The organism is Streptomyces echinatus (assembly GCF_014203595.1).
In the GTDB taxonomy this organism is placed as follows: Bacteria; Actinomycetota; Actinomycetes; order Streptomycetales; family Streptomycetaceae; genus Streptomyces; species Streptomyces echinatus.
Genome location: NZ_JACHJK010000002.1, coordinates 207,897 through 220,202, shown reverse-complemented (window position 1 = coordinate 220,202; position 12,306 = coordinate 207,897). Strand labels below are relative to the sequence as shown.

At 69.3% G+C, this 12,306-nt stretch carries 11 protein-coding genes and 1 pseudogene; 6 read left to right on the top strand and 6 right to left on the bottom strand.

Annotated elements, in window-relative coordinates:
- Positions 1 to 51: 51 nt before the first annotated feature.
- Positions 52 to 960 (bottom strand): MBL fold metallo-hydrolase, encoded by a 909-nt coding sequence (locus FHS34_RS05495; protein WP_184961729.1) that lies wholly within the window; start codon positions 958 to 960, stop codon positions 52 to 54.
- A gap of 337 nt (positions 961 to 1,297) precedes the next feature.
- Here FHS34_RS05495 and FHS34_RS05490 point away from each other — a divergent pair, with 337 nt between their 5' ends.
- The 6 genes and pseudogenes from FHS34_RS05490 to FHS34_RS05465 all read left to right on the top strand — a co-directional run bounded on the left by FHS34_RS05490 (position 1,298) and on the right by FHS34_RS05465 (position 5,524).
- Positions 1,298 to 2,200 carry a helix-turn-helix transcriptional regulator gene (locus FHS34_RS05490; RefSeq protein ID WP_184961727.1) on the top strand — a complete coding sequence of 301 codons (903 nt, stop codon included), beginning with the start codon at positions 1,298 to 1,300 and terminating at the stop codon, positions 2,198 to 2,200.
- 229 nt (positions 2,201 to 2,429) lie between these two features.
- Positions 2,430 to 3,344: an LLM class F420-dependent oxidoreductase gene (locus tag FHS34_RS05485; protein WP_184961724.1), complete on the top strand. Its 915-nt coding sequence runs from the start codon at positions 2,430 to 2,432 to the stop codon at positions 3,342 to 3,344.
- Positions 3,345 to 3,387: 43 nt separating this feature from the next.
- Positions 3,388 to 3,792, top strand: coding sequence for a nuclear transport factor 2 family protein (locus FHS34_RS05480; protein ID WP_184961723.1), 405 nt, complete (start codon positions 3,388 to 3,390; stop codon positions 3,790 to 3,792).
- Positions 3,793 to 3,891: 99 nt separating this feature from the next.
- A pseudogene (locus tag FHS34_RS42235) lies at positions 3,892 to 4,070 on the top strand (NADP-dependent oxidoreductase); the annotation flags it as partial.
- 160 nt (positions 4,071 to 4,230) lie between these two features.
- Positions 4,231 to 4,434, top strand: a complete 204-nt coding sequence (locus tag FHS34_RS42230; protein ID WP_225817558.1) for a hypothetical protein — start codon at positions 4,231 to 4,233, stop codon at positions 4,432 to 4,434.
- A 103-nt stretch (positions 4,435 to 4,537) separates the two neighbouring features.
- Entirely contained in the window at positions 4,538 to 5,524 is a 987-nt protein-coding gene (locus tag FHS34_RS05465; RefSeq protein WP_184961719.1) for an SDR family NAD(P)-dependent oxidoreductase, read from the top strand.
- Between the two features lie 110 nt (positions 5,525 to 5,634).
- Here FHS34_RS05465 and FHS34_RS05460 read toward each other — a convergent pair whose 3' ends face one another.
- The 5 genes from FHS34_RS05460 to FHS34_RS05440 all read right to left on the bottom strand — a co-directional run bounded on the left by FHS34_RS05460 (position 5,635) and on the right by FHS34_RS05440 (position 12,283).
- Positions 5,635 to 6,522: a helix-turn-helix transcriptional regulator gene (locus tag FHS34_RS05460; RefSeq protein ID WP_184961717.1), complete on the bottom strand. Its 888-nt coding sequence runs from the start codon at positions 6,520 to 6,522 to the stop codon at positions 5,635 to 5,637.
- A gap of 131 nt (positions 6,523 to 6,653) precedes the next feature.
- On the bottom strand, positions 6,654 to 7,406 hold the full coding sequence (locus tag FHS34_RS05455) for a cation:proton antiporter domain-containing protein (protein WP_225817533.1): 753 nt from the start codon (positions 7,404 to 7,406) through the stop codon (positions 6,654 to 6,656).
- Between the two features lie 184 nt (positions 7,407 to 7,590).
- Positions 7,591 to 9,222 (bottom strand): beta-N-acetylhexosaminidase, encoded by a 1,632-nt coding sequence (locus FHS34_RS05450; protein ID WP_184961715.1) that lies wholly within the window; start codon positions 9,220 to 9,222, stop codon positions 7,591 to 7,593.
- A 147-nt stretch (positions 9,223 to 9,369) separates the two neighbouring features.
- Positions 9,370 to 10,194 (bottom strand): SGNH/GDSL hydrolase family protein, encoded by an 825-nt coding sequence (locus FHS34_RS05445; protein WP_184961713.1) that lies wholly within the window; start codon positions 10,192 to 10,194, stop codon positions 9,370 to 9,372.
- A gap of 79 nt (positions 10,195 to 10,273) precedes the next feature.
- Positions 10,274 to 12,283, bottom strand: coding sequence for a glycoside hydrolase family 3 protein (locus FHS34_RS05440; protein WP_184961711.1), 2,010 nt, complete (start codon positions 12,281 to 12,283; stop codon positions 10,274 to 10,276).
- Positions 12,284 to 12,306: the final 23 nt, after the last annotated feature.

Here is a 12,306-nt window from a genome sequence, read left to right as displayed (position 1 = left end):
TGACTGCGAACGCAATCACAGCGGTTCGCCCCTCATTCGTAGGGCGTCGTTCTAGTCGATGAAGACGCTCCACGCGGTGGCGTTGAGGTTGTCGGAGAGGAAGATGTCGGTCCCTCCCAGGCGCTTTTCCCAGGACGGCATGAGTTCGGCCGCGCGGGCGGTGACCGCGTCCATCCAGACCTTGATTTCCGCCTGCTTGTTGTTCGCCGGCACCTTGGCGGCGGCCGAGGCTTCCCTCATGTCGACTGTGCGCAGTGCTTCGGAAGCAGCGGCGCGCAGGTCCCGGATGTACTCCCGGTTCGTCGCCACGTCCTCGGGTGTACCAGGCAGAGCCATATGGCCGGTGACGATGGTCTCGTAGTCGTACTCCAGCAACTGGTCCATGGCGTCGAAGTACGCGGGCACGTGTGCGGAGAAGTACAGGCGGAAGAACGGCGCGTTCTTCGGAGTGAAGCTGTCCATCGCTCCCATGAGCTTCAGCTCCGGCAGGTGGATGAACAGGTTGCCGGCCTGATGCCAGTCTCCCGTGTAGTCGAGGACGAACCGTACCCCGTCGATGTCCATCTCCTTGCGGCGGCCGCTGAAGGTCTCGGTGGGCAGGGGGCGCCGGTCGTCGTTCTTGACCTCCTTGATGAACTCGCCGGTGATCTCATGGGAGATGATCTTCAGGTCGTCCCGCTTCAGCAGGTGAGCTGCCCCGATGTGGTCGGCGTGCGCGTGGCTGTAGATCAGGTGGGTGACGGGCTTGGGGGTGACCGACTCGATCGCCTCCAGCAGTTTGTCCCCCAGGAATGGTGAGGCGTCCACGAGGACGACACCGGTGTTCGTCTCCACGAACATCGTGTTGATCATCCCCTGGGTGACGAAGTAGGCACCGCCGCCCAGGTCCCTGACGGCATACCCGGACTCCGGGATGTCCGGGCCCAGGGCGAAGTCGGGTACGGGCGCGAACTTGGTCATGGCAATCTCCTTTGGGTGGCCCGCGCCGGGGACGGGGACGGGGGCGGAGGGTGGCTTGTGATGGGGTTCCAGGGGTCGTGTGAGGGCCGGCTCGGGCCGGGCCTGCGGCAGCGTGGTCTTCGAGGCGACAGCAGGCCAGTGCGGGACAGCCGCTCCTTTCCCCGGCCCCAGTGCAGGGAGGTCCTCTGGCTTGCTCGCCGGAGAAGGTCGTCGCTTTTCAGTCAGCATGACCTGCTTTGCGTGTGTGTGGGCGCTCCAAGGGCGCCCTGCTGAACCTAGGTCTGACTGGTCCACCTTCACCGGCCCGTCACGCCGCCATGGGGAGCACACTGGCCGCATGAACCACAACGGCGAACTGGGTGACTTCCTGCGCTCGCGCCGAGCCCGTCTGCGTCCCGAGAACGCGGGGGCGGCTTTCGGCGGCGGACCGCGCCGGGTGCCTGGACTGCGCCGCGAGGAAGTCGCACATCTGGCCGGGGTGAGTACGGACTACTACGCCCGTCTCGAACGGGGCCGGCACCCCCACGTCTCGGAGACGGTGCTGGAGGCAGTGGCCCGCGCCCTGCGCCTGGACGACACCGAGCGTGGCTACCTCTTCGAACTCGCCCGGCACAGGACACCCGGCCGGCGCCGTCCTGTCCGCGCACCACGCGTGCGGCAGCCGGTCCATCAGATGCTGGATGTCCTCAACGATGTCTCGCCGGCCGTCGTCCTCAACCACCGCAGTGACGTCCTGGGCGCCAATCACCTGGCCAAGGCGGTGATCACCGACTTCGACGCACTGCCGCACCGTGACCGCAACCTCGCCCGATTCGTCCTGCTCCACCCCGCCGCCCGTGATCTGTACACAGACTGGGGCCAGGTCGCGGAGACCTTCGCCGCCAGCCTGCGTCTGGCCGCCGGACGCCATCCCGACGACCGCGTGCTGAACGAACTCGTCGGGGAGCTGTCCATCAAGGTGCCCGAGTTCTCCGCCTGGTGGGCCGGTCACCGCGTGGACCAGTGCGCCCACGGCACCCAACGCCTCGACCATCCCGTGGTCGGCGAACTCACCCTCTCCTACGAAACGCTGGCCCTGCCCGCTGACCCTGACCAGAGCATCGTGCTCTACACCACCGAACCCGGCTCCGCCTCCGCGGAAACACTCCGCCTGCTCGCCAGCTGGACCACGCCGACGAACACACACGCGGCCGCCCCTCCCAGGCACCGTCCAACTGATGAGGAACAGACAGCCGATTGATGACTACGAGTTGAGGTCGTGAAAGCCGTCGAGCGCGTCCGACGCCACGCCGCGAGGACACCGCCCGGGTTCGCCATCGGCGAGGCCGCATTCCAGGCCCTCGGCCGAGTCGCGGCAACGGCGGCCCGACCAGTGCAGGGCACGGCATGACACCCCTCCTGACCAGGGAAGGTCCACACGCACCTAACCGCAGCACGAATAACGCGTTCGTTCCAGTGAGGAACAGACGATGGACTCTCCGCCTTGCACCGCACCCCAGCAGTCCCTGGGCCGCTTCGGAATCTTCAGCCACGAACTGCGCTCCGAAGACCCGGCGCTTCAGGACCAGCGCCAACGCGCGGCGGTCGGGCTGGAAGACCTGGGTTTCGGCGCGATCTGGCTCGGGGGTAACAGCAGTGTGCGCCACGCTGCCGCGCTGGCCGGGTCCACCGGACGCATCGCCCTGGCCACCGGCATCCTCAACATCTGGAACGAGGACGCCGGCACGGTGGCCCGGCAGCGGGCCGAGCTGGAGGAGGCTGATCCCGGCCGGTTCCTCCTGGGCCTGGGCGCGAGCCACGCGGAGCTGGCCCAGAACTACCAGCGGCCATACTCCACGATGGTCGGCTACCTCGACGCCCTGGACGACGCGGCGGTCCCCGTCCCGGCCGACCGCCGGATCCTCGCGGCGCTCGGACCGAGGATGCTGCGTCTCGCCCGCGACCGGGCTGCCGGCGCCCACCCCGCCTTGGTCGCCCCCGGATACATCGAGCGGGCCCGGGAGGCCCTGGGTGACAGACCGCTCCTGGCTCCCGTGGTCACCGTGGTGCTGGAGAGCGACCCCGTCCGGGCACGTGGCGTCGCACGTGACTTCCTCGACCTGTACTTCCGGCTGCCCAACTACACCGCGAACTTCGAACGCCTCGGCTTCACCGAGGAAGACTTCACCGGCGGCGGCAGCGACCGCCTGGTCGACTCCCTGGTGGCCTGGGGCACCGACGACGCGATCAGCAAGCGTCTGACCGAGTTCCACACCGCCGGCGCCGACCACCTGGCCCTGCAGCTCGTCACCGGCGAGAAAGGCGATATCCCGCCGCTCACCCGGTGGCGCCATCTCGCCGACCTCACCGGCGTCACCGCGAAGAGTGCGCAGCCGCACACGTGACGACGTCCGGAGCACGCATCACCACCATCCTCTGGAGCACCGCATGTCCACACCCGAGCAGAACAGAGAGCTCGTTCTGACGGCCTTCGACACACTCTTCGGCAAGCGCGACTACGAGGCCGCACAGGAGTTCTGGTCAGAGGACTACCGTCAGCACAGCCGGCACATCCCGCCGGGGCGGGAGGGCCTGTTCGACCTGGTCCGCGCGCTGCCGGCCACCCTGCGCTACGACAACCAGCTCGCCGTCGCCGAGGGCGACTACGTGATGCTCTACGGCCGGTACTCAGGCACCGGCGACGCTGCCGCCGTCGTGGCCGATGTCGTACACGTCGAGAACGGCAGACTGACCGAACACTGGGATGTCTGGGAGGACGAGGCGAGCCGCGCTGAGTCCGCAAGCGGCCTCCCGATGTTCGGTGACCACTTCCCGCCCGACCGGGCGGGGTGAGCCGGGACGACCGGTACCAATCGCCAGTTCCGCCTCTAGGCCCGCCCGGCCGGCCCCTTCGACGATTCCGACCTCGAGCTCGTCCGGACACCCGTCCCCGTGCCCGGCGGCGGCGAGTTCCTGGTGAAGGTCACACACCTGTCGATCGCCCCTGCCATGCGCGCTGGATGAACGCAGGACACGTCACTCCGGTGGAGATCGGAGCGGTCATGCGGGCGATCACGATCGAGCAGGTTGTGGGCTCCCGCCACCCCGGCTTCGCGGAGGGCGACTTCGTCCACGGCACCTTCTGCGTGCAGGAGTTCGCCCTGTCGGACGGAACCGGGATCTGCAAAGTGCACCCCGAGGAGGGCCGGTCGCTCGCGGCGTATCTCGGCGTCCTGGGCATGACCGGCATGACCGCCTACTTCGGGCTCCCTGCTGTACCGGGGCGCGTCGATGGCAGGCGTCGCTGTCCCGGCATTCGCCGACCGGTATCCCGAGGCCATGGAACAGATGTCGCACTGGCTGGCCGACGGCCGGCTGACGAGCCTGGAGGACACGGTGCACGGCGACATCGAGACGTTCCCGGCCACGCTCAGACGCCTTCTCACTGGCAAGAACACCGGAAAGCTCGTCCTCGGACTCGAGCACCGGGCGTGAGCTCCCCGTTCCCCCGGCGTGCCTGCACCAGGTGTGCCGGACCGCCTCCCTCACGTGTTCAGGCGAGGGAAAAGCAACCGACCGATGACCAGGAATTGAGATCATGACAACCACCCAGCCCATCCGCACCCCCTTCGGAGAAGAGTCGACGGCCACCGAGGTCATCGAAGGTGTCGACCTCACCGGAAAGCACGCGGTCGTCACCGGCGCCGCTTCGGGGCTCGGCGCCGAGACCGCCCGCGCCCTCGCAAGCGCCGGCGCCTCGGTCACCCTCGCGGTCCGCAACACGGACGCCGGCGAGCAGACCGCCACCGACATCCGCAAGGCCACCGGAAACGACGCCGTCCATGTCGGCCGGCTCGACCTCGCCGACAGGGCGTCGATCGCCGCCTTCACGAGTGCCTGGTCCGGGCCCCTGCACATCCTCGTCAACAACGCCGGCGTGATGGCGCTGCCCACGCTCGAACGCACTCCGGACGGCTGGGAACTGCAGTTCGCATCCAACCATCTCGGCCACTTCGCGCTCGCGCTCGGCCTGCACGACGCGCTCACGGCGGCCGGCAACGCGCGCATCGTGTCGCTGAGCTCCCGCGGCCACCACGCCTCGCCCGTCGGGTTCGACGACATCAACTTCACCGCCCGTCCCTACGACCCGTGGCTCGCCTACGGGCAGTCCAAGACCGCCAACGTTCTCTTCGCGGTCGAAGCGACCAGCCGCTGGGCGGCCGACGGGATCACCGCCAACGCCGTCCACCCCGGCGTGATCCTGGGAACGAACCTGTCGCGCTACATGGATCCGGAACAATTCACACAGCTGCGCGCCGCCGAGGCGGCCGGAGAACTCGGCTCGATCCAGGGCGCGCCGTTCCGGTTCAAGACGATTCCCCAGGGCGCCGCGACCAGCGTGCTGGTCGCGGCCTCACCCCTGCTGGAGGGCATTGGCGGCCGCTACTTCGAGGACAACAACGAGGCGGAGAAGCTGACGCTCCAGGCCGTGGGAACCTCCGCCGGCGGGGTGGCCCCGTACGCGCTCGACCCGGACGCCGCCGACCGCCTGTGGGAACTGTCCCTCGCGGCAATGGGCGCATGAGCACTCACAAGAGCAGCACCGAACTCGTGGCATCCGTTCCACCGCCACCGGCGGAAGGGGGGCTGCCGTAGCTCGCACTTGAGCCAAAACTCCCGGGCGGTCCTTGGAAGTCAACTTGAGGGTGCCTCGGAAGAGCCGTGCCCCCGTACGCACGTCGGGGCACTCCAGCTGGCGAGCATGCGCAGCGTCTCCGCAGACGCGGAACCAGGCTCCGCGGTGTAGAGGCAGATACTCAGGTCAGGGTCGGCGGGCAGGGCCAGAATCTCGTAGGAGAGGGTGAGTTCGCCGACCACGGGATGAAGGAGGCGCCGGGTACCGTGGGCGCACTGGTCCACACCGTGCCCGGCCCACCAGTTGGAGAACCCGGGAACCTTGATGGACAGTTCCCCGACGAGTTCGTTCAGCAGGCGGTCGTCGGGATGGCGCCCGGCGGCCAGACGCAGACTGGCGACGAACGCCTCCGCGACCTGGTCCCAGTCCTGGTACAGGTCCTGCGCCGCGGGGTGGAGCAGGACGAACCGGGCGAAGTTACGGTCGCGGTACGGCAGTGCGTCGAAGTCGGTGATCAGCGCATTGGCAAGATGGTTGACCGCCAGGACGTCGCTGCGGTGGTTGAGGACCAGGGCTGGTGAGACATCGTTCAGGACGTCCAGCATCTGGTGGACCGCCGGACGCACGCGCGGTACCAGGGCCGGACGGCGCCTGTCCGGGCCGGGGGGCTTGGGCCGGGCGAGTTCGAAGAGGTAGCCGCGTTCGGTGTCGTCCAGGCGCAGGGCGCGGGCCACTGCCTCCAGCACGGTCTCGGAGACGTGGGGGTGCCGGCCCTGTTCGAGACGGGCGTAATAGTCCGTACTCACCCCGGCCAGGCGCGCGACCTCCTCGCGGCGCAGTCCGGGCACCCGGCGCGCGCCGCCGCCGAAGGCGACCCCCGCATCATCGGGACGGAGCCGGGCTCGGCGCGAGCGCAGGAAGTGACCGAGCTCGCCGGTTTGGTCCATGCATCCAGTGATACCACCACGACGGCGTCACGGGTGCTGAAGGTGGACCAGTCAGACCCAGGTTCAGCAGGGCGTGCGCGACGCGGCTGCTTGCCGGCGGAAGACCAGGTCCCAGGACTGGACGCGGCCGGTCACGCCCCGGGCGCCCTGCCGCTCGGAGCGGCCGTGCCGTCGGGTGGTGGGGGCGGTCGGTCGGAGAAGGCACGCAGGGCCAGCTCGATCCTGATTTCCTCGTTGTCCAGGACCGACTGCAGCCGGCGCAGGACGATGTCGTCAATGGTGCGCTGGTCGCGCAGGCGGATCAGGGCGCTGCGTTTGACGCCGATCAGGGTGTGGCGCAGTTCGAGCCCGGACCGCACGCCGGGTCCGGCATCGAACGGTCCTGGGTCCTCGGCGGCGTACTGGCGCAGTTCGCTCCGGATGGCGTCGGTGGTCTCCGGCGGCGTATCCAGGCGGTCGGCGTGGTCGGGAAGGGCTTCCAGCGCGGCTGTGACGATCTGACGATGGGCGCGGCGTTCCTCGGTGGTCTCGTCGAGGTCGCCGCGCAGTCCGGCCCATCGGATCACCGCGGGCATGGTCGTGCCCTGGACGACCAGGGTGAGCAGGATGACGGCCACGGCGGTGAAGACCAGCAGGCCGTGTCCTGCGAGCGGCCGGCCCGCGGCCGTGGTGGCGGGGACACTGAGGGCGGCCGCCAGTGACACGGCCCCGCGCACCCCGCTCCAGGCGAGGGGGAATCTTTCCCGGGCGCCGGAGCGCAGCGTGCGCTGGATGGGGCGGCGGTCGATGGCACGGAGAAGGTAGGGCACCGAGTACAGCCACAGCAGACGAACGGCGATCACCACGCCTGCGACCAGCAGTGCGGTGACCACGGCATGCGACATCCACGACATCTCCCACCGTACCGCGGAGCCGAGAGGCGAGTGTCCAGCTGCTGCCAACGGTTGCGGCGTAGGCGGCTTGCTTGACGCGGGTGGGCAGGCCGCAGGTGACGATGGCCAGCAGGCATGCGGCGAGGGCGGCACTGTTCATCGACGGTTGGATGAGGGCGGCCAGGGCATGGGACCTCTACGCCCAGTCGATCTCCACTGAGCGGAGCCAGTTCCAGCCGCGCCGCTGCCAGAGGGCGGACTGGTGCCCGAGGCGGGCGGCGTAGTCGTTCCAGTCGGCGGGCTTCCGCCGTGCCCATGCCTTCTCCGCCAGGCCGCTGAGGCGAGGGAGAAGCATGAACTCGAGCTCGTCCCGGGTTTCCACGGTCTCGCACCACATGGCCGCTTCGACGCCCGCGATCTGTGCGTCGCTCTCCACTCCCGGTGTGTCGTCGACCGGGTCCCATTCGAGGCCGGCACGGATCGATTTCGCGGGATACAGCGGCATGCCGACCCGCCCTCGCGCCTCCTCCTGAGCCGCGTCGGACGACGCGTCGGCGTGCGGCCGGTCGAAGTACAACCAGGCGGAGGGGGAGATGAGCAGCCGGGTGCCCAGGGCGAGTGCGCTGGGCACGTCGTGCTGCGCCTTCTTCAGGTTGCCGATCAGGATCGGCAGCAGTTCCGGCGGCGCCATCTGCTTCAGGGCCTCGCCGGCGATGGTGGCCTCGACCTCGGCCGCCTCCATCCAGTACTGCACCACGTCAGCGGAGCTGAGGGAGGCGCGGGCGATCTCCTGCCAGCCGACCACCCGCTTGCCTCGGGCACGCACCAGCTCGGCGGCCCGCCCGACGAACGCGGCGTGCACCTCGTCGGGCATGTACGCCTCGTCCCCGCCGATGTGCACATACGCGCTGTGCGGGAACTGCGGGATCACGGCGTCGAGGACGTCCTCGACGAACGCCCACGTCTCGGTTCGAGCGGGGTCGAGGCCGTCGAGGCCGAAGCTGGTCCCGTCACCGAGGTCGACGGAGTGGGCTTCTGCAGGCGCGAGTTCGGGGCAGGAACTGATCGCTGCGGTGGCATGGCCGGGCATGCCGATCTCCGGGACCACCGTCACGAAGCGCTCGGCCGCGTAGGCCACGAGATCGGCCATCTCGGTGCGGGAGAAGTAGCCGCCCGGACGGTCGCCGCTCGCGCCACGGGCACCGACCTCGGTCAGCGTGGGCCGCGAAGGCACCTCGATCCGCCACCCCTGGTCGTCGGTGAGGTGGAGGTGGAGCACGTTCACCTTGTGCAGTGAGCACATGTCGACGACCCGGCGGATCACGTCGGGTCCGTGGAAGGTCCGTACGACGTCAAGGGAGAGTCCGCGCCAGGCGAATCGGGGACCGTCGATGATCCGGACGGCCGGCAGAGCGGCGGTGCCGTCCTGCGCATGGGCGGCGATGAGCTGCCGCAGCGAGGTGAGCCCGCGGTGCACCGCCTCGGGCGTCGGGCCCCATACGCGCGCGCCCTCACTGGTGATCTCCAGGCCATGCCGTTCGTCGGCGTCGCCGGTGATCGCCTTGCCGTCGGCCCGCAGGCCCGCGGCGGGTGCGACGTCGTCGATATCGGTCTTGTCGATCAGCAGTGTGATGTGGGGGCCGTGGGCGGTCGCTGCCCCAGGGACGGAGGTGAGGGCGATGCCGGAGTCGGTCCGGACGTCCGCCACGAATCGCGCGGCTGCGTCCGAGAGCTCACCCGACGCGACGACGCCGAGGGCCTCGCTGACGAGCAGCGTTCCTTCATGGACGGTCGCCGTGGCGGGCGCGGGGATCAGAGGAAGGCTCATGAGATTCCTGACGAGTAGACGGGATGGGTGTGACCTGGCCGTTCCCGCAGTCCGGCAGGCACGGGTGTGCCGCCGAGCAGGAGGCCGACCGGTGGGACGGCCGGTCGCGAAGGGTGCCGTCGGCGGTCCCTCGCCGGACCGGTCGGATCAGGCCTTCCTGGCCTGGACCGCGGCGTTCACGAACTGTGTGACCAGTGCGGCGACCTGTGCGGCCGCGTGCTCGTTCAGGTGCACTCCGTCCGGGGTGGTGGTGAAACCGTGGTGCCGGGCGATGGTGTCCCAGGACTGCCGCAGAGCCAGCCTGCGCAACAACGACATGCCCATGAGCTTTCTGGTTCCGTCCCATGGCCTGGCCGGCTCGCCGGTGATGAGGGTCGTGACGCGCTCGTGGACGGGCAGGACCGGCACCCCGGCCTCCGTCGCGACCTCGTGGATGATCGCGTTGTAGGGAGCGACGAGGTCGTGCCATCTGCCGTCGACCGCGTCGGCCAGCGGCGGAAGCGACATGAGGGCGATGTCGGCGGTCGTCTCCGACTTCAGCCGGTCGACGATCCGTCGCAGGTTGTCCTCGTACCACTGCGCGGTGGGGTGCTGCGGAAGCTGCTGGTGCTTCACGGACGAGTCGGACCAGGTGGCGGAGATCTGCGCGAGCGCGTCGTTCGTGCCGATGAGCACCGTCACGGCGATGGGGCGGCAGGCGATGATCTCGTCGAGGCGGGCCAGCAGGTTCCAGGCCACGTTGCCGCCGACGCCGGCATTGACGCAGGTCATCGCTGGAGCAACGGTCCGGGCGACCTGGTGTACCCAGTTCGAGCCCCCCGCGCCCTGGGTGATGCTGTCACCCGCGCACACGAGCACGGGATGACCACTGGGGCGAGCGGCGTGGGCGCGGGGGCCGATCGGCTTCGAGAACCTCTCGTCGAGGGCGATCTTGAATCGGCTTCGTGGGTCGGTCGGGTTGTCACTTGTCATCGCATGGCCTCCCGTCCCCGTCGCGGCGGGCGCAGCCGGCCGTGGCCGTGCGGGGGTGTTGTTTCTTGACCGTGGGCAGTCATTTGCTGAGGACTTCCTTGAGGGCTTCGACGGCGTCCGGGCCGAGGTCGTCGGAGACCAGGCCGAGTACGTGACTGAAGGGCAGGCTGCGCATGATGTCGAGCATCGGCAGGTGGTGGAGGATCGGAAGGGCCTCGGCGAGGACCGGTCCGGCCGCCGGGTCGTCCATGACGGCGCCGAGCGTGACGGTTGCGAGGTCGAGCCCGTCGGCGCGGGTCAGCGTGGTCTTCGCGCGGTCGTCGTCGGTGGGCGGCGGGGAGGGTCGCCAGTTCTCGTAGCTCAGGCCGTCGCCGAACTCGAAGGCCGGGTCCGGGGTGTCGCCGGGCACGTCGGGCCTGCTGGACCGGACCGCCTCCATCGACGAGGGCAGTTGGAAGGGCAGCCTGCCCAGGGGTTCGGCCTCGCCGAACAGGACCCGGGCGAATGCCTCGTCGCTCGCGCCGAAGTTCGCGATCAGCGTCACACCGAGATCCTTGAACGGTGTCAGGATCGCCGGACGCTCCAGATAGACGTCGACGACGGTGGGGACCTGCTCGGCGATCTCGCGGATGTGCCGGATCCGCTCGTCGGGGAATCCGAGATCCCCCGCGTGCATGAAGAACTCCAGGCCCTCCAAACCGCCTCGCGGCTCCCACGGCGCGACCAGGCGCAGTACCGCCACGTCCGACTCGGCCGCCTCGGCGACGACATCGGCCCGCCCGGCGAACGCGAGGGGGTCGACACCCTCGGCGTACACCTTGATCAGCTTCGGCAGGGGCAGGTGGTGCGCGCCGTCCGCGTTGACCAGCAGCGTGTGGGCGGCGGACTGGGCGGCCAGGCCCGCCTCGCGAGCCTCGGCGGTGCCGACCAGAAGATCGGCCCGTTCGACGTCCACGAACGGGTCGTCGAACAGCCCCAGGGTGAACTTGTCCCGCAACAGCCGTCGCACCGACACGTCGAGCCGCGACTCCTGGACACGGCCGGCCCGGACGAGCCCGACCAGGACCTCCGGCGTGAACTCGCCGCCGAATTGGTCGATGCCGGCGTCCAGAGCCTTCAGCATGCGCTCTTCGAAGGTCAGCTCCTCCACACCCCAGGGCCGCTCGGAGAGGATGCTCCAGTCGGTGCAGACGACTCCGTCGAAGCCGAGCTCCTCCCTCAGCAGATCAGTGATGATCTCCTTGTTGAAGGAGAACGCCACCTCCTCCAGACCGATGCCGCTGGGGACTCCGTAGTAGGGCATCATCTGCGCGACACCCGCGGCGATCACCTCGCGGAACGGCTGCAGGTGCAGCTCCAGCTGTCCGCCCGGATACACCTGCTCCTTGCCGTACGCAAAGTGCGGGTCCTCGCCGTCCTTCTGCGGGCCGCCGCCCGGGAAGTGCTTGGCCATGACACCGACCGACTCGGTGCCCAGCCGCTGTCCCTGCAGGCCCTTCACGTACGCCACACCGAGACGGCCGGCGATCTCGGCGTCCTGACCGAAGGTCGCGCTCGCGCGACACCAGCGCGGCTCGGTGGCGAGGTCGATCTGCGGGTGCAGAGCCAGGCGGATGCCGACGGCGAGGTACTCGCGGCGGACGGTGTCGGCGAAGCGTTCGACCTGTTCCGGGTCGTTGAGCGCGCCGAATCCCAGCATCTCCGGCCACTGCGAGAACGTGCCGCCCATGATGGCGGTGCCGGGGTTGTGCGCGAAGGAGTGGCGGGGGTCGCTGGAGACGGTGAACGGGATGCCCAACGGCTGCCTGCGCGCTTCGGCCTGGACGGCGTTGACCCATTCGGCCAGGCCGCGCGCGGTCGGTACCTGGAGGATGTTGCAGTGGTTGATGTGCTTGTCGAGCAGCCCGCGGGTCGAGGGCATGCCGAACATGCCGGGAGCGTCGAGCTCTCCGATCGTGGCCACCGGCTGGAACATGAGGCCGGCCTTGTCCTCCACGGTCATCCGGGCGAGGAGGTCGGCGACCCGCTGGTCCACGTCGAGGCCGGGGTCCTGATAGGGGAATCGGATACCGGTTTCGGTGCCGGTCATGAGGGAGTGCCCTTTCTGGCTGG

Coding starts and splice junctions, on each gene's coding strand:
- FHS34_RS42230 (WP_225817558.1), top strand. CDS start 4,231: ATGGCAGGCGTCGCTGTCCCGGCATTCGCCGACCGGTATCCCGAGGCC.
- FHS34_RS05495 (WP_184961729.1), bottom strand. CDS start 960: ATGACCAAGTTCGCGCCCGTACCCGACTTCGCCCTGGGCCCGGACATC.
- FHS34_RS05490 (WP_184961727.1), top strand. CDS start 1,298: ATGAACCACAACGGCGAACTGGGTGACTTCCTGCGCTCGCGCCGAGCC.
- FHS34_RS05455 (WP_225817533.1), bottom strand. CDS start 7,406: ATGTCGCATGCCGTGGTCACCGCACTGCTGGTCGCAGGCGTGGTGATC.
- FHS34_RS05440 (WP_184961711.1), bottom strand. CDS start 12,283: ATGACCGGCACCGAAACCGGTATCCGATTCCCCTATCAGGACCCCGGC.
- FHS34_RS05460 (WP_184961717.1), bottom strand. CDS start 6,522: ATGGACCAAACCGGCGAGCTCGGTCACTTCCTGCGCTCGCGCCGAGCC.
- FHS34_RS05480 (WP_184961723.1), top strand. CDS start 3,388: ATGTCCACACCCGAGCAGAACAGAGAGCTCGTTCTGACGGCCTTCGAC.
- FHS34_RS05465 (WP_184961719.1), top strand. CDS start 4,538: ATGACAACCACCCAGCCCATCCGCACCCCCTTCGGAGAAGAGTCGACG.
- FHS34_RS05450 (WP_184961715.1), bottom strand. CDS start 9,222: ATGAGCCTTCCTCTGATCCCCGCGCCCGCCACGGCGACCGTCCATGAA.
- FHS34_RS05445 (WP_184961713.1), bottom strand. CDS start 10,194: ATGACAAGTGACAACCCGACCGACCCACGAAGCCGATTCAAGATCGCC.
- FHS34_RS05485 (WP_184961724.1), top strand. CDS start 2,430: ATGGACTCTCCGCCTTGCACCGCACCCCAGCAGTCCCTGGGCCGCTTC.